The 21,978-nt window shown below is 67.5% G+C and carries 16 protein-coding genes; 9 read left to right on the top strand and 7 right to left on the bottom strand.

The features are described 5' to 3' along the window. Positions 1-185: 185 nt before the first annotated feature. The 4 genes from DPV74_RS17100 to DPV74_RS17085 all read left to right on the top strand — a co-directional run bounded on the left by DPV74_RS17100 (position 186) and on the right by DPV74_RS17085 (position 4,531). Complete coding sequence (locus DPV74_RS17100) at positions 186-1,361, top strand: HPP family protein (RefSeq protein ID WP_119337615.1); 1,176 nt, start codon at positions 186-188, stop codon at positions 1,359-1,361. A gap of 132 nt (positions 1,362-1,493) precedes the next feature. Beyond that, positions 1,494-1,907, top strand: a complete 414-nt coding sequence (locus DPV74_RS17095) for a MarR family winged helix-turn-helix transcriptional regulator (protein ID WP_027791842.1) — start codon at positions 1,494-1,496, stop codon at positions 1,905-1,907. Between the two features lie 20 nt (positions 1,908-1,927). Continuing rightward, positions 1,928-3,715, top strand: coding sequence for a chloride channel protein (locus DPV74_RS17090; RefSeq protein ID WP_119337614.1), 1,788 nt, complete (start codon positions 1,928-1,930; stop codon positions 3,713-3,715). A gap of 480 nt (positions 3,716-4,195) precedes the next feature. After that, complete coding sequence (locus DPV74_RS17085) at positions 4,196-4,531, top strand: hypothetical protein (protein ID WP_021162025.1); 336 nt, start codon at positions 4,196-4,198, stop codon at positions 4,529-4,531. An 84-nt stretch (positions 4,532-4,615) separates the two neighbouring features. Here the strand turns inward: DPV74_RS17085 and DPV74_RS17080 are convergent, their stop codons facing one another. Further along, entirely contained in the window at positions 4,616-4,936 is a 321-nt protein-coding gene (locus DPV74_RS17080) for a pyrimidine/purine nucleoside phosphorylase (RefSeq protein WP_006478890.1), read from the bottom strand. A gap of 209 nt (positions 4,937-5,145) precedes the next feature. After that, positions 5,146-6,048 carry a LysR substrate-binding domain-containing protein gene (locus DPV74_RS17075; RefSeq protein WP_059697393.1) on the bottom strand — a complete coding sequence of 301 codons (903 nt, stop codon included), beginning with the start codon at positions 6,046-6,048 and terminating at the stop codon, positions 5,146-5,148. 182 nt (positions 6,049-6,230) lie between these two features. Here DPV74_RS17075 and DPV74_RS17070 point away from each other — a divergent pair, with 182 nt between their 5' ends. From DPV74_RS17070 to DPV74_RS17060, 3 genes are all read left to right on the top strand, one after another. Then, entirely contained in the window at positions 6,231-7,415 is a 1,185-nt protein-coding gene (locus DPV74_RS17070; protein WP_060371864.1) for a M20 aminoacylase family protein, read from the top strand. Positions 7,416-7,459: 44 nt separating this feature from the next. Beyond that, entirely contained in the window at positions 7,460-8,779 is a 1,320-nt protein-coding gene (locus DPV74_RS17065; protein WP_059697395.1) for an MFS transporter, read from the top strand. Between the two features lie 232 nt (positions 8,780-9,011). After that, entirely contained in the window at positions 9,012-9,554 is a 543-nt protein-coding gene (locus DPV74_RS17060) for a cysteine hydrolase family protein (protein ID WP_119337613.1), read from the top strand. 86 nt (positions 9,555-9,640) lie between these two features. On the opposite strand, the gene DPV74_RS17055 is transcribed toward DPV74_RS17060, so the two are convergent. The 5 genes from DPV74_RS17055 to DPV74_RS17035 all read right to left on the bottom strand — a co-directional run bounded on the left by DPV74_RS17055 (position 9,641) and on the right by DPV74_RS17035 (position 14,821). Then, positions 9,641-10,747 carry a porin gene (locus DPV74_RS17055; protein WP_059622741.1) on the bottom strand — a complete coding sequence of 369 codons (1,107 nt, stop codon included), beginning with the start codon at positions 10,745-10,747 and terminating at the stop codon, positions 9,641-9,643. Between the two features lie 63 nt (positions 10,748-10,810). After that, a complete protein-coding gene (locus DPV74_RS17050) occupies positions 10,811-11,230 on the bottom strand; it encodes a DoxX family protein (RefSeq protein ID WP_027791849.1) in 420 nt (139 codons plus the stop codon). 185 nt (positions 11,231-11,415) lie between these two features. Next, positions 11,416-12,693, bottom strand: coding sequence for a cytochrome c (locus DPV74_RS17045; protein ID WP_059697397.1), 1,278 nt, complete (start codon positions 12,691-12,693; stop codon positions 11,416-11,418). A gap of 2 nt (positions 12,694-12,695) precedes the next feature. Then, entirely contained in the window at positions 12,696-14,315 is a 1,620-nt protein-coding gene (locus tag DPV74_RS17040) for a GMC family oxidoreductase (protein ID WP_027791851.1), read from the bottom strand. After that, on the bottom strand, positions 14,315-14,821 hold the full coding sequence (locus tag DPV74_RS17035; protein WP_027791852.1) for a sugar dehydrogenase complex small subunit: 507 nt from the start codon (positions 14,819-14,821) through the stop codon (positions 14,315-14,317). Before DPV74_RS17035 ends, DPV74_RS17040 begins: the two co-directional genes overlap by 1 nt. Before the next feature lie 310 nt (positions 14,822-15,131). On the opposite strand from DPV74_RS17035, the gene DPV74_RS17030 reads away from it, so the two are divergent. Together DPV74_RS17030 and DPV74_RS17025 are read left to right on the top strand one after the other, a co-directional pair. Next, on the top strand, positions 15,132-21,188 hold the full coding sequence (locus DPV74_RS17030; RefSeq protein ID WP_119337612.1) for an alpha-2-macroglobulin: 6,057 nt from the start codon (positions 15,132-15,134) through the stop codon (positions 21,186-21,188). 10 nt (positions 21,189-21,198) lie between these two features. Then, the coding region (locus DPV74_RS17025) for a biosynthetic peptidoglycan transglycosylase (protein ID WP_162923061.1) at positions 21,199-21,978 on the top strand (780 nt) is incomplete at its 3' end.

The following is a 21,978-nucleotide window of genomic DNA, read 5'->3' as shown; positions in this document are numbered from 1 at the left end:
CTACAGACAAATTTGCGCTATTGCCACGACCATAAACTTTCATCGGATGAAAGGTTTTTGCAAGACATGCGTGTCACGCACATGCACCGCCTTGATGCGGCGCGGACAATTTATATCACAACACGATATAATTCGCGGCTCGTCGCCGCGCGCGCCCGCGCTGTCATCTTTACCGCTTACCGTCCATGTCGTCAGGCTCCCCTTCGTCGCGCCGCACGTTGCGGCAATGGCTGCACAGCTTCATTCCCCAGCCGATGTCGCTGGGCTGGCGCGAGCGCCTGCGTTCGTGCACGGGCGCGCTCGTCGGCATCGCGACCGTCGGCGTGACCATGCGCGTGCTGTCTGACGTACCGGGCCTCGTGCCGCTGCTCGTCGCGCCGATGGGCGCATCGGCCGTGCTGCTGTTCGCGGTGCCGGCGAGTCCGCTCGCGCAGCCGTGGTCGATCATCGGCGGCAATCTCGTCGCGGCGACGGTCGGTGTCGCCTGCGCACAATGGATCGCCGATCCGATCACGGCCGCCGCGGTCGCGATCGCGTGCGCGATCGGCGGCATGTTCGCGCTGCGCTGCGTGCACCCGCCGTCGGGCGCCGTCGCGCTCACGGCCGTGGTCGGCGGCCCCGCGATCCATTCGCTCGGGTTCAGCTTCGTGCTGGAGCCGATCGCGCTGCAATCGGCCATCCTGCTGTCCGCCGCACTCGCCTATCACACGCTGACCGGGCACCGCTACCCGCACGGCGGCGTGCGCCCCGAAGCGAAACCGCAGGCGGGCGCCGCCGCACCGGCGCGCGGCCGCTTCACACGCGGCGACCTCGACGCGGTGCTCAAGCGCCGCAGCGAATGGCTCGACGTCGATCCGGACGACCTGGAAGCGCTGCTGCGCGAAACCGAGATGCAGGCCTACACACGCACGTTCGGCCAGCTCTCGTGCGCCGACCTGATGACGAAGGATGCGATCGAAGTCGCGCCGTCGACATCGGTAATGGCCGCGCTCACGCTGCTCGACCGCCATCGCGTGAAGGCGCTGCCCGTCGTCGACGGCGAAGGCCGCCTGACCGGCATCGTCACGCGCGCCGACCTCACGCGCCCGCTGCGCCGCCCGACCCCGTGGTGGCAACGCCTGTCCGCGCGGCTGCCGCAATCGTTCGGCGGCCAGCCGGCGAGCGTCGCCTCCGTGATGACGCGCGACGTCGCGTGCGTGCCGGAAACGATACCGATCACCGCGCTCGTCCCGCTGTTGACGCATTCGGGCCACCACCACATTCCGGTCGTCGATGAATCGCACCGGCTCGTCGGGATCATTACCCAGACGGATCTCGTCACGGGCCTTTATCGGCAGACGCAAATGCTCGAGGCTGCCTGACGTATGCCGCGCTCGTAACGCCATGTAGCGGCCGGCGCAACGAGGCGTGCAACCTATTCGCGCGAATTCGGCCATTTATATCATGTTGTGATATATTTCACGCTACCGTAACCGACTGATCGACCGCCCCCGATGAACGATACCCGACGCGCGCTGACGAAAAGCGATTTCCAGCAACTGTCCGAGTTCCGCTACCAGATGCGCCGCTTCGAGCGCTTCTCCGAGCGCGCCGCGCAAAGCGAGGGCGTGACGCCGCTGCAATACCTGCTGTTGCTGCACATCAAGGGCTACCCGCATCGCGAATGGGCGACCATCGGCGAACTCGCGGAACGCCTGCAGGCGCAGCATCACGGAGTCGTCGCGCTGGTCACGCGCTGCGAAGCGCTCGGCCTCGTGAAGCGCAAGACGAGCGAAGCGGATCGCCGGCAGGTCGAGGTTCATCTCGAGCCGGCCGGCGAGACGCTGCTCGCCCGCCTCGCGGCCATGCATCGCGCCGAGCTGAAGTCGCTCAAGGACGCGTTCCAGGTTCCGCAGATCGATTACTGACCCATGCTTTTTCCACGCCGATGAACGCCCCACACAAACGCGATTTCTCGACCAACGAACGCCTGCCCGGGATCGCGTTGCTTGCCGCCGGGATCGGCCTGCTCGGCACGCTTGCCGCGTTCGTGCTGTTGAGCCTGATCCATCTGTTCACGAACCTGTTCTTCTTCCAGCAGTTCTCGTTCGTCGACCGCTCGCCCGCGAACAACACGCTCGGCGCGTGGGTGATCGTGGTGCCGGTGATCGGCGGGCTGATCGTGGGGTTGATGGCGCGCTTCGGTTCGGAAAAGATCCGCGGCCACGGCATTCCTGAAGCGATCGAGGCGATCCTGTTCGGCAAGAGCCGCATGTCGCCGAAGGTCGCGATCCTCAAGCCGCTGTCGTCCGGCGTCGTGATCGGCAGCGGGGGCCCGTTCGGCGCCGAAGGCCCGATCATCATGACGGGCGGCGCGCTCGGTTCGCTGATCGCGCAGTGCGTGCACGTCACTGCCGCCGAGCGCAAGACGCTGCTCGTCGCCGGTGCGGCCGCCGGCATGACGGCCGTGTTCGGCACGCCGGTCGCCGCCGTGCTGCTCGCGGTCGAACTGCTGCTGTTCGAATGGCGTCCGCGCAGTTTCCTGCCGGTCGCACTGGCATGCGCGGTGGCGGGTTTCGCCCGGGCCGTGTTCTTCGGCGTCGATCCGCTGTTTCCGCTGACGACGGCCGCGCCGACGCCCGTCGCGCTGCTGTCGTGCATCGTCGCGGGCCTGCTGTCGGGCTTGCTCGCATGCGGGCTGTCGGCCGCGCTGTACCGCGTCGAGGACACCTTCGCGAAGCTGCCGGTGCACTGGATGTGGTGGCCCGCGCTCGGCGCGATCGTGATCGGCATCGGCGGCTGGCTCGAGCCGCGCGCGCTCGGCGTGGGCTACGACGTGATCGGCGACCTGCTGCACCAGCACATCGCCTTGAAGATCGCGCTCGCGCTGCTGATCGTGAAAGCCGTGACGTGGGTGATCGCGCTCGGCTCGGGCACGTCGGGCGGCGTGCTCGCTCCGCTGCTGATGCTCGGCGCCGGCCTCGGCACCGTGCTGTCGCCGATGCTGCCGGGCGGCGACCCGACACTGTGGCCGCTCGTGTGCATGGCCGCGACCCTCGGCGCAACGCTCGGCGCCCCGCTCACCGCAATCGTGTTCGCGTTCGGCCTCACGCATGACGCGAACGCGCTGCTGCCGCTGCTCGCGGCGACGCTCGTCGCGCACGGCTTCGCGACCATCGTGATGAAACGCTCGATCATGACGGAAAAGATCGCACGCCGCGGCTATCACATCTATCGCGAATACGGCGTCGATCCGCTCGAGCGGCACGACATCGGCGAAGTGATGACGTCCGCCGACCTGCTCGTCACGATCGACGGCGCGGCGACGCTCGATGCCGTCGAGTCACAGTACTTCGGCGCGAAGCAGACGCACCGCGCGTACCCGGTCGTGCAGAACGGGCGCCTGCTCGGTCTCGTCGATCGCGCGACGCTCGATGCGCAGCGCGCACAGGCTGCACCCGACACGCCGATCGCGCGCGCGTTCGCCAATCGTGCGCCGGCGGTTGCCCGAGCGCACGAAACGTGCCGCGTCGTCGCATCGCGACTCGCGACGCTCGGGCTCGAGCGCCTGCCCGTCGTCGCCGACGAGCAATCGATGCGCATCACGGGCATCGTATCGCGCAGCGACCTCATCAAGCCCGCGTTGCAGCACTTCGACGACGAACAGAAACGCGAGCGCTTCCGCCCGATCGTCCCGGCCAACCTGCGCGACATCGGCACGCGCAAGGCCGGCTGACCCACCGTGCCGCGCGGCACCCTCGCCGCGCACGCCCCGCTCTCGTCACCTCTGCGCACGACGCGGCACGCCCGTCGCGTGCCGCCTCGCATTCCGTCGCTTTCCCTGTTTAAAGTTGGTTAACAATTCGACGGCCGAAAGTTTGTCATCATGGTGCCCATGCGACGGGGCCATCAATCAGCCATTCCACTGCGCGATCAAATAAAGAGTTGCGGCACGGCATGCACATGCATGCCGCTCGCCGCGACCATCACTTCACCACACGACCGGGCAGCGCGCCGACCACGCCGCGCATGACGTCGAACCGCACACGATGCATGCCGTGCCGCAGCAAAGTGCACAGCATCGGAGTCGCCATTTGGCAAGCGCGTTAACAACTTGTTTCGGAATAGCCGGAACCGTGCTTGTTCGATGCGATCTCACTTGCACGCAGTCCTGCTGCGCATCCCACTCAATCAATCACGACTCGAGGGAGATAACGTGAACGCGAAATACTTACCGCTCATCGCATTGACCGTGGCATTTTCTGCTCATGCAGCCGATTCTGCCCTCCAAAACGTGGGACAAAGCCAGAAGCCCGCCGACCAGGTCGCGCAATGCATCGCCAAGACCTGGGCCGACAAGTCGCAGCAACAAGTGACGTCGCAGTATGAACTCGCGAACGGCCTCGCCATGGCCGTGTATGCGCCGGGCCAGCAGCCGCCGAACGGCGCCGCGGCCGTCGTGCGCCCGGCCAACGCCGCGAATGCAAAGACGTGGGTCGGTTTCCGCGGCGGAGACGCATCGTCGGCCGGCGACATCAACGCCTGCCTGTAAGAGAACAGGCGCTCCGGATGGCCTCGCGCCATCCGCTTGTGACGAGCCCCGCTTCGGCGGGGCTTTTCTTTTGCTGCGCGCGTCTTACAGGTAGCTGCAGACGTAATCGAGCGTCTCGAGCACTTCGATGTCGAAACGGCTCTTGCCCGGCACCGAGAACGATTCGCCGGCGCCGTAGGTCTGCCATTCGCTGCTGCCGTCGAGCTTCACGCGGCACTTGCCGGCCTGCACTTCCATCAATTCGGGCGCATCGGTGCCGAAGTTGAGCGCGCACGGCAGGATCACGCCGAGCGTCTTGCGCGTGCCGTCCGGGAAGAGCACGGTATGCGACACGCACTTGCCGTCGAAATAGACGTTCGCGCGCTTGACGACCGATACGTTGTCGAATTGGGTTGCACTGGTCATGAAATGCCTCTGATTGCTGGATGCCGGATGGCGATGTGGTTGGAGGCCGGCCGGAGCGGCGGGCCGGCCGCTATGATACCGGCTCGCGCGGCAGACGCCGCAATGACGTGCCCGCTGCGCAAGCCACGTGCCCGCCGGGCAACGGCAACGCCGCACGCCCGATCGTCAGGATAACGACGCAACGACGGTCGCTGCCCACGGGCGCAGGTTCACATCAGCCCCTTGCGCCTCGCGGAATCGCGCAGGCAATCGAGCAGCATCGCCGCTGCCGGCGTCAGCGGGCTGTCGCGACGCGTGATGACCTGCACCGATACGGCCGGCAACCGCTCGCGGATCGGCAGGACCGCGAACTGGTCGCGCGCCCACTCGCCCTGCAGCAGCTGCTCGGGCATCGAGGCAATCAGGTCGCAGCCCATCATCAGGCTGCGCGCGAGCCCGAAGCTCGGGCATTCGACGACGCGCGCCGGCACCGGCAACCCGTAGGCGACGAACGAATTGAAGAGCACCTGCGTCGAGCTTTCGGGCGACGGATTCATCAGCCAGTCGGCTTCGACGAGATCGGCGAGCGACGTGGCCGATGCGAGCGGATGCCCCTTGCGCGCGACGATCAGCGAACGGCTCGAATACAGTTCGGCGTGATCGAACTCGGCGGCCAGCAGTTCGGGCACGACGACGGCCACCGCGAAATCGAGCGAGCCGTCGTGCAGCCGCGGCAGCGCGACGCCCGGAAACCCTTCGACGATACTGACGCGCGCCACCGGAAAACGCCGCCGGAACGCGCGAAACGCATCGGGCAGGATCGTCACCGCGGCGGCCGGCGTGACCGCCGCCGCGACGGAGCCCGTCATCGCCCCTTGCGCCTGCTCGATGTCATCGCGGGCGCGCTGCATTTCGGCGACGATCAGCCGCGCGCGCACCTGCAACTGCTGGCCGAACGCGGTGAGCTGAACACCGCGCGCGGTGCGTACGACGAGCGATACGCCGAGCGCGATCTCCAGCTCCTTGACCGCCTTCGTCAGTGCCGCCGGCGACACGTTCAGGCGCCGCGCGGCCGCGCGAATGCTCCCCTCTTCCGCGACGGTGACGAACGCTTTCAGCTGATGGTATTTCATGGCGGCGACGCGTGATCCGTGGAAACCCTGTGCTGCACGGCACACACCGGCTCAGGGTATTCCCGAGCGGCAACCGGTGGTGAGCACCAAAGCAATTTATCAGCTTCTGGTACGCAAAAGAAATTTATATGCTTGCTCGTCATATGTGCGTCAAACGCCCCAGCCGCCCCACAGGAGAGACCATGCTGCAAGCCGTGAACCCCGTCATCCCCGGTATCGCCGCGATCGCGCCCGAGCTGGTCGAGGTGCGTCGTCGCATCCACGCTCACCCCGAACTCGCATTCGAGGAAACGCTCACGAGCGACCTCGTCGCCGAGCTGCTCGCCGGCTGGGGTTACGACGTGCATCGCGGCATCGGCAAGACGGGCGTGGTCGGCGTGCTGCGCGAAGGGCAAGGCACACGCACGGTCGGGCTGCGTGCCGACATGGATGCACTGCCGCTCGCGGAAGCCACCGGCCTGCCGTACGCGAGCCGCCATGCGAACAAGATGCATGCGTGCGGCCACGACGGCCACACCGCGATGCTGCTGTGCGCGGCGCGCCACCTCGCGGCGACGCGCCAGTTCTCCGGCACGCTGAACCTGATCTTCCAGCCGGCCGAGGAAAACTTCGGCGGCGCGAAGGCGATGATGGACGACGGCCTGTTCGACCGTTTCCCGTGCGACGCGATCTTCGCGATCCACAACATGCCGGGCCGCGCGGCCGGCGACATGGCCTTCCGCACCGGCGCCGCGATGGCGTCAGCCGACCGTGTGACGATCACGCTGCGCGGTGTCGGCGGCCACGGCGCGATGCCGCATTTCGCGCGCGATCCGATGTCGGCCGCGGGCAGCATCATGGTCGCGCTGCAGACGATCGTCGCGCGCGAGGTCGATGCGCAGCATGCGGCCGTGATCACGGTCGGCAGCGTGCAGGCCGGCGAGACCTTCAACATCATTCCCGAAACCGTCGTGATGAAGCTGTCGGTGCGCGCACTGAACGCCGACGTGCGCGCGCTGCTCGCGCGCCGCATCGAAGCGCTCGCGAAAGGCCAGGCGGAGAGCTTCGGCGTCACGGCGGAAGTCGACTACGACTACGGCTACCCGGTGCTCGTCAATCACGCGGAGCCGACTGCATTCGCGGCCGACATCGCGCGCCAGATGCTCGGCGCCGAGCGTGTCGAAACCGACGCCGCGCCGCTGATGGGCAGCGAGGATTTCGCGTTCATGCTCGAAGCGCGCCCCGGCTGCTACGCATTCATCGGCAACGGGATCGGCAGCAAGGGCGGCTGCATGGTGCACAACCCCGGCTACGACTTCAACGACGACATTCTCGCGATCGGCGCGAGCTACTGGGTTCGCATCGCCGAAGCCTGGCTCGCGGCCTGACGGCCCTTCATCCCATCGTTTCGCGCCAACCGGGGGAACCCCACATGGAAACGTCCGCCCTTTCGCTCGCCGGCACGCCGGTCGATGCTCGCGCCGCCGCGAAGAAACGCCGGCTGATCGCGGCCGCCGCCGTCGGCAACGCGCTCGAGTTCTACGACTTCACGGTCTACAGCTTCTTCGCGATCCTGATCGGCAAGCTGTTCTTTCCCGTGCATTCGTCGTTCGGGCAATTGATGCTCGCGGTCGCGAGCTTCGGTGTCGGCTTCGTCACGCGCCCGCTCGGCGGGCTCGTGATCGGCATGTATGCCGACCGCGCCGGCCGCAAGAAGGCGATGATCCTCACGCTGCTGCTGATGGCGCTCGGCACCGCGACGATCGCCGTCGCGCCGACCTTCGCGCAGATCGGCCTCGCCGCCCCGCTGCTGCTCGTGCTCGCGCGCCTGCTGCAAGGGTTCGCGTCGGGCGGCGAAGTCGGCGCGTCGACCACGCTGCTGCTCGAACAGGCGCCGCAGCATCGTCGCGGTTTCTACGCATCGTTCCAGTTCTCGAGCCAGGGACTCGCCGCGCTCGCCGGTGCGCTGACCGGCGTCGCGCTGACATCGACGCTCAATGCCGCGCAGCTCGAAAGCTGGGGCTGGCGCGTCCCGTTCATCATCGGCACGCTGTTCGTGCCGCTCGGCTACTGGCTGCGCCGCACCGTCGAGGAAGTGCCGGCCGCCGCGCCCGCCGCCACGCACGACGAGCCGGTCGCATCGCTGCCGCTCGCCGACGTGCTGCGCCATCACGGCAAGGCCGTATTCGCGGGCCTCGGCGTAACGATCGGCGGCACGTCGATCCACTACATCATCGTGTTCTACATGGCGATCTACGGCGTGCAGGTGTTGCATCTGCCGACCTGGCTGTCGATGACGGCCGGCTGCGTCGCGGGCGCGATCCTGATGCTCGTGACGCCGATCGGCGGCCACCTGTCCGACGTGTACGGGCGCAACCGGATCGTCTGGTGGACGCGCATCGCGCTGATGGCCGCGATCTACCCGGCGTTCATCGCGCTGAACCGCTGGCCGGGCGCCGCATCGCTGCTGTCGATCATCGCCGCGCTGTCGATCGTGCACGCGATCAACATCGGCGCGACGGGTGCGATGCTCGGCGAGCTGTTCCCGCGTGCGGTGCGTGCGACGGGCGGCGCACTCGTGTACAGCGTGGGCGTCGCGATCTTCGGCGGCTTCGCGCAGTTTTTCGTCACGTGGCTGATCGCGGCAACCGGCAACCCGAATGCGCCGGCGTGGTATGCGATTGGTTGCGGTGCGTTCACGCTGCTCGCCATCCGCTGCATGGACGAAAAAGCCGGAAAGGCGCTCGACTGACCGATGGGCGATGCCGGATGCGCGATTGACGCAGTGCGTGCGTATCGGGCATGATCGCTCCATGCGCCACACCACGACCACCTCCTCGACCACGACACGCACGACCGCCTTCGGCGGGCTCGTGCGGCGAGTGCGCGCAAGGTCGTAGCGCCACGATTCCTCACAGGCCCCGCCGGTTCCGGACGGGGTCTTGTCGTTTCTCCGTCCGTATCGGTCACTCAGGAGAAACGCCATGCCCGAAGTCTCTTCCCCGAAACGCTCCCTGCTCGTCGTCGACATGCAGGTCGGCCTGTATCACGGCCCCGAGCGTCCGTGCGACGGCGAACGTGTGCTCGCGAACATCAACCGGTTGATCGACCGCGCGCATGAAGCCGGTGCACCGGTATTCGCGGTGCGGCACACCGGCCCCGCCGGTTCGCCGATCGCGCCCGACTCGCCGCTGACCGCACTGCTGCCTGAACTCGCAATCGATGCCGCACGCGATACCGTGTTCGCCAAGACGCAGTCGAGCTGCTTCACCGGCACGCCGCTCGCCGCATGGCTGCATGCGGCCGGCATCGGCGAGATCGTGATTGCTGGAATGAAGACGCAGTACTGCGTCGATACGACGTGTCGTGCGGCCGGCGATCTCGGTTTTCGCGCGGTGCTCGTGACCGATGCGCACACCTGCATGGATACGCCCGAACTGCCGGCCGAGCGGATCATTGCGCATCACAACGCAACGCTTGGGGGCCCGTTCGCGACGCTCACCACGACCGAGGCATGCGCGTTCTGACCGGCACCGGTCACACCGTCAACGCAACAACGCACGGACGGGAACCGCCCGTGCGTTGTTGCGTGCAAGGCGTATCCCTTCGCCGCTCAGAACGTATGCATCATCCCCACATACGCCCCTGTCTGCGACTCGCCCGTCATCGGGCTCGTACCCGACGTCGCGTCGCGCGGCGTCGCGAGCAGCGAGAAGTTCGAGTTGCCGCCGTTGCGCACATACGCGACCGTGCCGTACAGGAAAGTGCGCTTCGACAGGTTGTACGTGGTGCCGAGCACGTACATCATCGCGTGCCCCGACGGATCGTGCGACGCGTCGCCGCCACCGTCGCCCACCTTCACGTAGTAACCGCCGCCCGTCACGGCCCATTGCGGCGTCGCGGTGTAGGTCGCACCGAGCCAGTAGTGATCGGCGCGATCGGCCACCCCGGCCGGGCTGTCCGGCGCCTGGTAGTGCGTATACGCGCCCTGGATCTTGAACTTCGACACCTTGACGTTCGCACCGACGAAATATTCGCGCGACGCGGTGAAGATGTTGCTGAACTTGCCGTTGTTGTCGCGCAGTTCATCGTAGATGCCACGTACGTCGAGCAACGGCGAGTGGTACGAGATCATGATCCCGTCCGAGCGGCCGAAATCGTCGGCCGCTCCATAGTTGAAGCCGCGCGACTGGTTGCCGAACGCATATTGCGCCTGCACGTCGAAGCCGCCGATCACGGGGCTGTGATATTCGATGTTGTTGCTGGTCTGCTGCCAGTTGCGGCCGCGCACGAGCGATGCCGACGAAAACGCCTGCTGGACGAACGGGTCGAATTCCCACACCCCGTCGCTGTCGATGAACAGGTTTCGGCCGGCCTGCAGCTGGCCCCACGTGTCGCTCTTCAGCCCGACATACGCGCGCCGCGACCACATGCGCCCGCCGCCCGTCGTGCCGTTCATCACCTGGAACGCGGTCTCCAGGTTGAAGACCGTCGACAGCCCGCCGCCGAGATCCTCGAAGCCCTTCAAGCCGAACATGCTGGTGCCCCAGTCGCCGCCTTCGGCACTCCAGCGGGTCGCGCTGCCGCCGTTCGGCTGCGCGATGTGGTTCAGGTATTCGATGCCGCCGTCGATGCGGCCGTACAGCATCACGCTCGTCTGAGCAAAAGCGGCCGCCGGTGTGGCGGCCGCGATCAGCCATGCGAAATGTTTGAGTCGCAAAATGATGCCCCCTCGGAGTCTCGACCTTCCAGCGCGCGCCCCATGCGCGCGCCCCGGGTCCGTTTATCCGCGATCGATCGAGAAACGTCCGGGGCCCGCCGCGCAAAGCGCCAGCAGGCCGCCGGAGATCGCGATGTTCTTGTAGAAATGAATCATGTTGTTGATCTGCTCGCCGCCCGTCATCGTCCAGTAGTGGTGGCCGATGATGCCGGTGCCGATCGTATAGAGCGCCAGCAGCAGCGCGAGCGCGCGCGTCTGGAAGCCGACCAGGATCGCGACCCCGACGAACAGCTCCATCACGACGGAGATCGCGGCGGAAATGATCGGCGCGGGCGCGCCTTCCGAACCCATGAACGCGATGGTACCGGGGAAGTCGACGATCTTCTTCCAGCCGAACATCACGAACAGGATCACGAGCAGGATCCGGGCAAGCAGCAGCAGCACATCGCGCTGGGACGCGAGAAACGGTTGATTCGGTGTCATGGTGTCGATCAACGAAAGCGATGCGCAAGGCGCAAATACGCCCGGCGCACCGGATTGCGAATGAACCAGGACGGGCGGCCGCCTGCGCCGCCCGTCCCGCTCTGCAACAACCGGCATCGGGCAACAACCCGATGTGCTGTGCTCCTCCTCTTGTCAGTTATCGCCCTGCTTCGTCGCGCGCCGCATCAGCGCAGCTTCGCGACGTCCTGCTCGGTCACCTTCGCGGCCGGATTGCCGAACTGCCCGGTCAGGTAGTTCGTCAGCGCGGCGATCTGCGCATCCGACAGCTCGTGGCGGAACGCCGGCATCCCGACGTCCTCGCTGCCGGCCTTGCGCTGCACGCCGTTCAGGATCACCTGCACGAGGTTGGTCGGATTCGGTGCGCCCACCGTCGAGTTGTGGAACAGCGGCGGGTAATAACCGTCCGGCGTACCCTTGCCCTGCATCTGGTGGCAGGTCGCGCAGTTGCCCAGATACAGCCGCGCCGGATCGATGCCCGACGACGCGAGTGCGGCGCCGCGCAGCGTCAGGCCGTCCTCGGCCGGCTTGCCCCACGACGAGCGCGACTGCTTCGCGTCGCCGCTGGCAACTGCCGGCACCGTGCGAATGTACGTCGAGATCGCGCCGATGTCGGCTTCGGTCATCTTCGAGAAGCTGTGCTCGATCGCCTCGGCCATCGGCCCGGCCGCCTGCGCGAGACCCGGCACGGTGCCGGTGCGCAGGTACTGGACGAGCTGCTGCTGCGTCCAGCCGCCGATCCCCGCGTTCGGGTCGGACGTGATGTTGTAGCCGTCCCAGCCCGCCAGCACCGAACCCGACAGGAAGCTGCCGCCCGTCTCGTCGAGCGACTTCTCCTGCATCGCGATGCCGCGCGGCGTGTGGCACGTGCTGCAGTGCGCGAGGCCCTGCACGAGATACGCGCCGCGGTTCCACTCGGCGCTCTGCGCCGGTTTCGGCTCGTACGCGCCGTCCTTCAGGAACAGCCAGTTCCAGATCTTCAGCGGCCAGCGCATGCTCAGCAGCGCGGGAATCTCGTTCTTCGGCGGCGCCTGCTTGACCGGCTCGACGCCGTGCATGAAGTACGCATACAGCGCCTGCACGTCGTCGTCGTTGATCTTCGCGTACGACACGTACGGCATCGCCGGATACAGGTTGTCGCCGTTCTTCGACACCCCGTGGCGCACCGCGCGCTCGAAGTCCTCGGCCGACCAGTTGCCGATGCCCGTCTCGGGATCGGGCGTGATGTTGCTCGTATAGATCTTGCCGAGCATCGGGATCGGCATGCCGAGACCGCCCGCGAACGGCTTGCCGCCCTTCGCGGTGTGGCAGGCCATGCAGTCGCCCGCGACCGCGAGGTATTCGCCGCGCTTGACCAGCGCCGGATCGGCCGCATCGGCCGCGCTTGCGAGGCCCGGCAGCGCGAGGCAGCCGGCGAGGAGGAAGGTGAGAGTAGATTTCCGCACGGTCAGACTTCCTTCTTCAGCGTGTCCGACATCCGCAGCGCAAGCGCCGCGATCGTCAGCGTCACGTTCACCGTACCGACGGTCGGCATCGTCGAGCTGCTCGAGATGAACAGGTTCGGATGGTCGAACGTGCGGCAGTCCTTGTCGACGACCGAGTCGCGTGCATCCGCGCCCATGATCGTCGCGCCCGTGATGTGGTTGTTCGGCGCGAACTCGTCGTTGAAGACGACTTCGGTGCCGCCCAGCACCTTCGCGGCCGTCGCGTAGACCTCGCGCGTGTGGACGGCGCCGCGCTTCACGTAGTCGTCGATCGCATAGGTGATCTCCGGGCGCGGGATGCCGACCGCGTCGGTGGCCGTCTTGCTCGGCACGATGCGGTTCTCGGGCTGCGGCAGGATTTCGTGGAAGCAGTCGAACTGCACGTAGCGCGCGGAACGGTCGCGGATCTGCGCGTCGAGCTCCTCGGGCTTCATCAGCTTGCCGGCCTTGAAGATCTTCTGCGTCTCCTGGTTGATGCGCGACATGTTCGACAGGTGGATCTTCTTCGCGGCTTCGGTCGCGCGGAACGGGCCGTCGCGGAAGCCGATCAGCGACGTCATCTCCTGCGGGCCGCGGCCCGGCCACAGCTTCTCGTTCGCGTAGAACGACACGCCGGTGCCCGGGTGGTCCATCAGGTTGCGGCCGACCATGTCCGAGCTGTTCGCGACACCGTTCGGGAAATCGCGGTTCGCGGACATCAGCAGGATCTTCGGCGTCTCGATGCCGTTCGCGGCAATCACGAAGTACTTGCCTTCGACGCGATGGTCGGCACCCGTCTTGTCCTTGTAGACCGCGGCGGTGATGCGCTTGTCCGGCCCGGTCTCGAGCTTGTAGACGACCGCGCTGTCGATCAGCTTCGCGCCGGCCTGCTCGGCCTTCTCGACGTGCACGATGCCGTTGTACATCGCGCCGATCGGGCAGATCGGCATGCAGTTGTTGTTCCCGCAACAAGTGGGCCGGCCGTCGTACGGGCGGCTGTTGCGCGCGACCGGCTCGGTCACCACGTGGAACTTCGGGTCATAGCCGTTGAGCGCGCTCTTGATCGTCTGCTCGTTGAACGACAACGGCAGCGGCGGCATCGGGTACGGCTCCTTGCGCGGCGAGTACAGGTCTTCCTCGGGGCCCGGGCCCCACACGCCGAGTTCCTCCTCGGCGCGCTGGTACCAATGCTCGATGTCGTCGTACTGGATCGGCCAGTCGCGGCCGACACCGTACACGGTCTTCATCTTGAAGTCGTTCGGGATGAAGCGCCACGCCGACGCGGCCCAGTGCCACGTCGTGCCGCCCACAGCACGGATGTACTGCGAGTTGAACTTGTGCTCGCCCTTCAGGATCAGGTAGTCGTTCGGCGGGCCGTATTCCGGATGCGGCGCCCACGCGCTCGACGGGTACGGGGCCATGAAGTCGGTCTTGTCGACCTGGTTGCGGAAGCGCTCGACGATTTCCCAGCGCGGCATGCGCGGGCCGGCTTCCAGCAGGATCACGGACTTGCCCGCCATCGCGAGCTGGTGCGCGACGATCGCGCCTGCGACACCCGAGCCGACGACGACGACGTCGGCCTTTTGCGTATCGGTATCGGCCATCAGGCTTGCCTCTCGATCGGTTTGTCGGCCCAGAAGCCGGGTTTGTTGGGGCAATACGACGGGATCACGAGCGTATCGGACACGACGCTGAACATTAATGCTTCTTCGTAGGTAATCACGACGTTGTCGACGATGCCGAGATACCACGCTTCAAGAATCTTCAGCGCGAGTGTTTCCTGGTCGGGATTCAGCGAACCGGACGCGAGTGCGCCGGCGAGTTGCGGCAGGCTGTCGGCGGTCTTGAACGAACCCTTCTGCAAGGCCTGCAGGAAGCGCTGGCCGAGCACGCGGCTCAGCCCCTTCTTGCCTGTCAATGCTTCGGAGAGCGTCATGAACGTATCGAGCGGCGCGGTGCCGGGATCGTCGGCGAGGGCCCGCAACGCCAGCGAGCCCGTGAGGCCCGCCGCCGTCAGCGCCAGTGCGCCCTGCAGCCATTGACGCCGAGTGATGCCTGTTACGGCTGCGTCGCCAGTGCGACGCGAGTGGGGAGTGTTGTCGTTGTGCATGTTTCCTTTTCTCTCGAACACCGGATTCGGGAAAACCACGCTTGATATTTCTCAAACATTGGCGCGGACCTGAAATGTACGCGCACAAATCGGATCGAACAATCTTTTTATAGTCCATTAAATGTTCCGCAATCCGAGACAATCGACATTTCGCTGCTTTTTTGTATCGTCGGCGCGACAAAGTTGCGGCCGACGCACCCATGTCGTACACCGGCGACACACTGACTGCGCGCGACGATGCATGCGCATGTCGGTCGGTTAGAATCGCGTGCAATCAAACAGAAAGCTTCCCTCCGAGGGCGATCGAGCGATGAAGCAGCACGACAAACAGAACAAAACGGAACGCATCCACCACACCACCCGGCTGCTCTGGCGCCTTGGCGCCGTCGCGGCGCTCGGCGGCGCCACGGCACTGTCGCTGCATGCGGGCGCGGCCCGCACGGTGAGCGTCTCGCCGCAAGGCACCGTCACCGAAGTCCGGCAGAGCGTCGTCAAGTTCGACGAACCGATGGTCGCGTTCGGCTCGGCGTCCGCGCCGAATCCCGCGCGCGTCACCTGCAACGATTCCGCGGCCGCGCGCGGCCAGGGTCACTGGCTCGACGACAAGACCTGGGTTTACGATTTCGAAAACGACCTGCCGCCCGGCGTGCGCTGCTCGGTCGCGCTCAACGACACGTTGCGTTCGGTCGCCGGCAATGCGGCCAGCGGCCCGCGCCGCTTCACGTTCCAGACGGGCGGCCCGTTCCCGGTGAACGTCCGCCCCGGCTCGCGCGAGATCGAGGAACACCAGGTATTCGTGCTGAAGCTGAACGGCCCGGCCGAACCGCGTTCGGCGCTCGCGAACATCTGGTGCGAAGCGGCCGGCATCGGCAACCGCATTCCCGTCACGGCCGCCGACGACGATGCGCGCAACGCGCTGCTCGATCACTTCGGGCTGAAGAAGGATGCCGCGCGCGTGCTGACGCTGTCGTGCGCGCAGGCGCTGCCGGCGAGCGCGAAGATGCAGCTCGTGTACGGCAAGGGCGTCACGAGCCCGAGCGGGATCCCGAACGAAACGGAACGGCGCTTCGATTTCACTGTGCGCGCACCGTTCGCCGCGAGCTTCTCGTGCGAACGCGAGAACGCGAAGGCGCCCTGCACGCCGCTGCGCCCGCTCACGCTGTCGTTCAACGCGCCGATCTCGCGCAAGAACGCCGAGGCGATCAAGCTGCGCGGCCCTGACGGTTCGCTGTCGCCGACCTTCGCGGCCGACGACAAGAGCGAGGAAGTCACCACCGTCACGTTCAACCCGCCGCTGCCCGAGCAGGCCGGCCTGACGGTCGAATTGCCGTCGGGCCTGCGCGACGTGACCGACCGGCCGCTGTCGAACGCCGACCTGTTCCCGCTCGCGACGCGCACCGCGCCGATGCCGCCGCTCGCGAAGTTCTCGTCGGGCACCTTCGGGATCGTCGAGCGCTTCGCCGAACCCGATACGCCCGCGCTCGTGCCCGTCACGCTGCGCAACGTCGAGGCCGACCTGCATATCGACGGCCTCAACACCCAGGGCGCGCAGTTCTCGAACCTGAAGGTCGACGACGACACCGCGATTCGTCAGTGGATGCGCACCGTCGACCGCTTCGACAACTGGTCGATGACGGCCGGCTCGATCGACAGCCAGATTCCCGGCCTGCTCGAACGCAAGGGCCAGCACCCCGTCTACGTGCCGCGCGAGGCCGGCGAGAAGGCGCCCGCACCGAAGGATCGCCGCATCGACGTGCGCTCGCTGACCCTGCTCAAGGGCCAGCCCGGCGTGCAGGCGCTGACGCTGCCGAAGGCGGACCCGAAGGCGCTGCGCCCGTTCGAGGTCGTCGGCGTGCCGATCGACAAGCCCGGCTTCTACGTGCTCGAACTCGCGTCGCCCGCGCTCGGCCGCTCGCTGCTCGCGAAGCCGTCGAGCATGTACGTGCGCACCACGGTGCTCGTCACCAACCTCGGCGTGCACCTGAAACAGGGCCGCGAAAACAACCTCGTGTGGGTCACGACGCTCGACAAGGGCAAGCCCGTGCCGAACGCGCAGATCCGCGTGTCGGACTGCAACGGCGACGAAATCGCATCCGGCACGACCGACGCGCAGGGGCTGCTGAAGATCGACGGCGCGTTCGAATCGAAGCGCGCTTGCAACTCGTCCGACTCGGAGCAACGCTTCGACGACTACTTCGTGTCGGCCCGCGTGAACGATCCGAAGACGGGCCCCGACATGGCGTTCGTCAGCTCGGGCTGGAACCGCGGGATCGAATCGTGGCGCTTCAACGTGCCGACCGATACCGACAGCGCCCGGACCGTGCGCGCGCATACGGTGTTCGACCGCACGCTGCTGCGCGCGGGCGAAACCGTGTCGATGAAGCACTTCATCCGGTCCGAGACGCTGCAGAGCCTCGCGTTCCCGTCGCAATACCCGACCCGCGTGACGATCCGCCATCTCGGCACGGGCCAGACCTACAAGCTGCCGCTCACATGGGCGGCCGATCACAGCGCGGACTCGCAGTTCACGCTGCCGGCCGCCGCGAAGCTCGGTGAATACAGCGTCGAGCTCGAAGGTGGCCCGGAAGACTCGCCCACGTCTACCTACTACAGCGGCAGCTTCCGCGTCGAGGCGTTCCGCCTGCCGGTGCTGAAGGGATCGATCGGCGCGCGCGACGCGCAGAAAAGCCCGCTCGTCGCCGTGAAGGAAGCGCCGCTCGCGGTGCAGATCGACTACGTGTCGGGCGGTGGCGCATCGAACCTGCCCGTGCAGGTGTCGGCGCTGATGAAGTGGGCATCGCCGCCGTTCGCCGATCGCTTCGAGGATTTCAGCTTCACGCCGTATCGCCCCGACACGAGCGACGGCAATGCCGACGACGATTCGCAGGACGGCGACAACGCGTCGTCGTCGAACAACGATCCCGACGCGACGAAGCTGATCGCCGACAAGCTGCCGCTGACGCTCGACCGCAACGGTGCGGGCTCGGTCACGCTGAAGGGCCTGCCCGACGTCGACGCACCGAAGCGCATCGCGCTCGAAGCGACGTTCGCGGACCCGAACGGCGAAGTGCAGACGATTCGCGGCGACACGATCCTGTGGCCGGCCGCGGTGGTGGCCGGCATCAAGGCGGGCCGCTGGGTCTCGGTCGGCCAGCGCGTGCCCGTGCAGGCGCTGGCGGTCGACCTGCAAGGCAAGCCGCGCGCGTCCGTGCCGATCGAGATCAAGGGCGTCGCGCGCATCACGACGTCGTCGCGCAAGCGGATGGTCGGCGGCTTCTATGCGTACGACAACAAGAGCGACACCCGCGACCTCGGCGTGCTGTGCTCGGGCAAGACCGACGACAAGGGCCGCATGGCCTGCGACGCGACGCTCGAACAGGCCGGCAACGTGCAGCTGATTGCGGTGGCCAAGGACGGCGACGGCCGCACGTCGAACGCGTCGACCTCGGTATGGGTCACGCGCGAAGACGAACTCTGGTTCGGCGGCGACAACACCGACCGGATCGACGTGATCCCCGAGAAAACCTCGTACGAACCGGGCGAAACCGCCCGCTTCCAGGTGCGCATGCCGTTCCGCTACGCGACCGCGCTGGTGGCGGTCGAGCGCGGCGGCGTGATGGAAACGCACATCGTCGAACTGAACGGCAAGAACCCGACGGTCGACCTGAAGGTCGGCGACACGTGGGGGCCGAACGTCTATGTGTCGGTGCTCGCGCTGCGCGGCCGGATTCGCGAGGTGCCGTGGTACTCGTTCTTCACGTGGGGCTGGAAGGCACCGGTCGAATGGGCACGCGCATTCTGGCGCGAGGGCCGTCACTATGAAGCGCCGACCGCGTTCGTCGACCTGTCGAAACCCGCGTTCCGCTATGGCCTCGGCGAGATCAAGGTCGGCACCGGCGTGCACCGTCTCGGCGTGACCGTGACGACCGACGCGACGCGCTACACCGTGCGCAGCAAGGCGCAGGCGCACGTGAAGGTCACGCTGCCGAACGGCCAGCCCGCGCCGGCCGGCACGCAGATCGCGGTCGCGGCCGTCGACGAGGCGCTGCTCGAACTGATGCCGAACAACAGCTGGGACCTGCTCGACGCGATGCTGCGGCGACGCGCGTACGGCGTCGAGACGGCCACCGCGCAGATGGAAATCGTCGGCCGCCGCCACTTCGGCCGCAAGGCCGTGCCGGCCGGCGGCGGCGGCGGCAGTGCGCCGACGCGCGAGCTGTTCGACACGCTGCTGCTGTGGAATCCGCGCGTGACGCTGGACGCCAACGGCAGCGCGACCGTCGAGGTGCCGCTGAACGACGCGCTCACGCGCTTCCGGATCGTCGCGATCGCGGCGGTCGGCCCCGACCGCTTCGGCACCGGCAGCACGTCGATCCGCAGTACGCAGGATCTGCAGCTGATCTCCGGCCTGCCGCCGCTCGTGCGCGAAGGCGATGCGTTCCGCGCGCAAGTCACGCTGCGCAACACGACCGACCGCGCGATGCAGGTCGTCGTGACGCCGCGCGTGACGGGCCTCGATGTCGCACCGCAAACCGTGTCGCTGGCGGCCAATACGGCAACCGAAGTCGCATGGACGATCACCGTGCCCGAGCAGGCGCTCGACGCGGCCGGTGCGCTGAACTGGCGCATCGAAGCGGCCGAACAAGGCGGCAAGCGCGCGTCCGACGCGCTGGCGGTCGCACAGAAGGTCGTGCCCGCGCTGCCGGTCACGGTACAGCAGGCGACGCTCGCGCAGGTCGACGGCACGCTGACGGTGCCGGTGGCCTCCCCGGCCGGCGCCGCGAACAACGCGCAAGGCTTGCCGCGCGGCGGCATCGCCGTGTCGCTGCAGTCGAAGCTCGCCGACGGACTGCCCGGCGTGAAGCGCTGGTTCGAGCGCTATCCGTACCGCTGCCTCGAACAGCAGACGTCGCGCGCGATCGGCCTGCGCGATCCCGCGCAATGGCAGGCGCTGATCGCCCGCATGCCCGTCTATCTCGACAGCGACGGGCTCGCGAGCTACTTCCCGCCGTCGTCCGACGATTCGCACGCCGGCAGCGCGACGCTGTCGTCGTACCTGCTCGTGGTGTCCGACGAGGCGAGCCGTCTCGACCCGCGCTTCGCGCTGCCGGAAGACCTTCGCACGCAGCTCGAAGCCGGGCTCGCGCGCTTCGTCGACGGCCGCCTCGAGCGCAACACGTGGGCGCCGCGCCAGGATCGCGACCTCCGCAAGCTCGCCGCGATCGAAGCGCTGTCGCGCTACGGCGCCGCGCAGGGCCGCATGCTCGGCTCGATCGAGATCGCGCCGAACCAGTGGCCGACGTCGGCGGTGATCGACTATCACGCGATCCTCACGCGCGTGAAGGACATCCCGCAACGCGACGAGAAACGCGCGCAGGTCGAGCAGATCCTGCGGGCACGCCTCACGTACCAGGGCACGCAGCTCGTGTTCTCGACCGCGCGCGACGACGACCTGTGGTGGCTGATGACCAGCAACGAGACCAACGCGGCCCGCCTCGCGCTGGAATTCGCCGGCGATCCGGCGTGGAAGGACGAGATGCCGCGCGTGACGGCCGGCCTGCTCGCCCTGCAACGCCAGGGCGCATGGCAGACGACCACGTCGAACGCGCTCGGCCTGCTCGCGGTCGAGCGCTTCTCGCGCACCTACGAGAGCACGCCGGTTGCCGGCGCGACGAAGGTCGCGCTCGGCGGCGACGAGCGCACGATCTCGTGGTCGCAGGCGCCGGCACCCGCGCCCGCCGACCCGGCTGCATCGACCACGCAAGCCACCCCGGCCACCCGCGCCGCCGCGGCCCGCAGCGTGATGCTGCCGTGGCCGCGCGCGTCGCAGGCACCGGCCACGCTGTCCGTCACGCAAGACGGCACCGGCCGCCCGTGGGCCACGATCGAAAGCCTCGCGGCCGTGCCGCTGCGTTCGCCGTTCGCGGCCGGCTACCGGATCACGAAGACCGTCACGCCCGTGTCGCCCGCCGTCAAGGGCGTGCTGACGCGCGGCGACGTCGTGCGCGTGCATCTCGACATCGACGCGCAGAGCGACATGACGTGGGTCGTCGTCAACGATCCGGTTCCGGCCGGTTCGACGATCCTCGGTTCGGGCCTCGGCCGCGACTCCGAAGCCGCGACGCAGGGCGAGAAGACGCCGGACGGCGCCTGGCCGGCGTTCATCGAGCGCGACTTCGACGGCTACCGTGCGTACTACGACTATCTGCCGAAGGGCAAATTCTCGGTCGAGTACACGGTGCGGCTGAACAACGTCGGCACGTTCGGGCTGCCGCCGACGCGCGTCGAGGCGCTGTACGCGCCGTCCGTGTACGGCCTGTGGCCGAACCCGCCGATGACCGTGAAGCCGGCCGAAGCGGGCAAGTAACGAGTACGCGATGATCGATCAGGTATTGCCGCGGCCGGCGCGTTTCGCCGGCCGCGTATTCGTCGCCGTCGTGCTGGCCGCGCCGCTCGTCGCGCATGCGCTGCCGGGCTACGACGAAGTGCGCCGCAACTGGCGCAGCTCCGACTGGGTGCTGCTCGCGCGCGACGGCACGCCGCTGCAGCGCACGCGCGTCGACCTCACCGAACGGCGCGGCGACTGGGTGTCGCTCGCGGACGTGTCGCCCGCGTTTCGCGAGGCGATCGTCGTGTCGGAAGACAAGCGCTTTTACGAACACAGCGGCGTCGACTGGCGCGGCATCGCCGGCGCCGCGTGGGGCAACCTGTGGAACGAACGCACGCGCGGCGCATCGACCGTCACGATGCAGCTCGCCGGGCTGCTCAGCGATTCGCCGCGCCGGTCGGGCCAGCGCTCGCTGCCGCAGAAGGCCTCGCAGGCCGTCAACGCGCTGCTGCTCGAACGCGGCTGGCGCAAGGACCAGGTGCTCGAGGCATATCTGAACCTCGTGCCGTTCCGCGGCGAGACGATCGGCCTCGCCGCGCTGTCTCAGGTGCTGTTCGGCAAGGCACCGTCGGGCCTCGACGCACGCGAAGCCGCGATCGCGGCCGCGCTCGTGCGTGCGCCCAACGCCACGCCCGCGAAGGTTGCCGAGCGCGCGTGCCGGATCCTGCGCGACATGCACGCGGAGCCGGCCTGTGCTTCGCTCGACGGCTACGTGCAGCTGGTCACCGCGCGGCCGGCCAGCGCCGCGCGCGACGACGGCGCCGCCCTC

It is taken from the genome of Burkholderia sp. HAN2018 (assembly GCF_024704855.1).
Taxonomy (GTDB): domain Bacteria; phylum Pseudomonadota; class Gammaproteobacteria; order Burkholderiales; family Burkholderiaceae; genus Burkholderia; species Burkholderia cepacia.
Note: the sequence above shows the minus strand (reverse complement) of the source record. Positions and strands in the feature narration are given on the sequence as shown.

What these genes read in the sequence shown, in the direction of transcription:
- DPV74_RS17080 (WP_006478890.1), bottom strand. Translation starts at nt 4,936, where the DNA reads ATGACCAGTGCAACCCAATTCGACAACGTATCGGTCGTCAAGCGCGCG.
- DPV74_RS17060 (WP_119337613.1), top strand. Translation starts at nt 9,012, where the DNA reads ATGCCCGAAGTCTCTTCCCCGAAACGCTCCCTGCTCGTCGTCGACATG.
- DPV74_RS17090 (WP_119337614.1), top strand. Translation starts at nt 1,928, where the DNA reads ATGAACGCCCCACACAAACGCGATTTCTCGACCAACGAACGCCTGCCC.
- DPV74_RS17050 (WP_027791849.1), bottom strand. Translation starts at nt 11,230, where the DNA reads ATGACACCGAATCAACCGTTTCTCGCGTCCCAGCGCGATGTGCTGCTG.
- DPV74_RS17095 (WP_027791842.1), top strand. Translation starts at nt 1,494, where the DNA reads ATGAACGATACCCGACGCGCGCTGACGAAAAGCGATTTCCAGCAACTG.
- DPV74_RS17040 (WP_027791851.1), bottom strand. Translation starts at nt 14,315, where the DNA reads ATGGCCGATACCGATACGCAAAAGGCCGACGTCGTCGTCGTCGGCTCG.
- DPV74_RS17030 (WP_119337612.1), top strand. Translation starts at nt 15,132, where the DNA reads ATGAAGCAGCACGACAAACAGAACAAAACGGAACGCATCCACCACACC.
- DPV74_RS17065 (WP_059697395.1), top strand. Translation starts at nt 7,460, where the DNA reads ATGGAAACGTCCGCCCTTTCGCTCGCCGGCACGCCGGTCGATGCTCGC.
- DPV74_RS17075 (WP_059697393.1), bottom strand. Translation starts at nt 6,048, where the DNA reads ATGAAATACCATCAGCTGAAAGCGTTCGTCACCGTCGCGGAAGAGGGG.
- DPV74_RS17070 (WP_060371864.1), top strand. Translation starts at nt 6,231, where the DNA reads ATGCTGCAAGCCGTGAACCCCGTCATCCCCGGTATCGCCGCGATCGCG.
- DPV74_RS17100 (WP_119337615.1), top strand. Translation starts at nt 186, where the DNA reads ATGTCGTCAGGCTCCCCTTCGTCGCGCCGCACGTTGCGGCAATGGCTG.
- DPV74_RS17035 (WP_027791852.1), bottom strand. Translation starts at nt 14,821, where the DNA reads ATGCACAACGACAACACTCCCCACTCGCGTCGCACTGGCGACGCAGCC.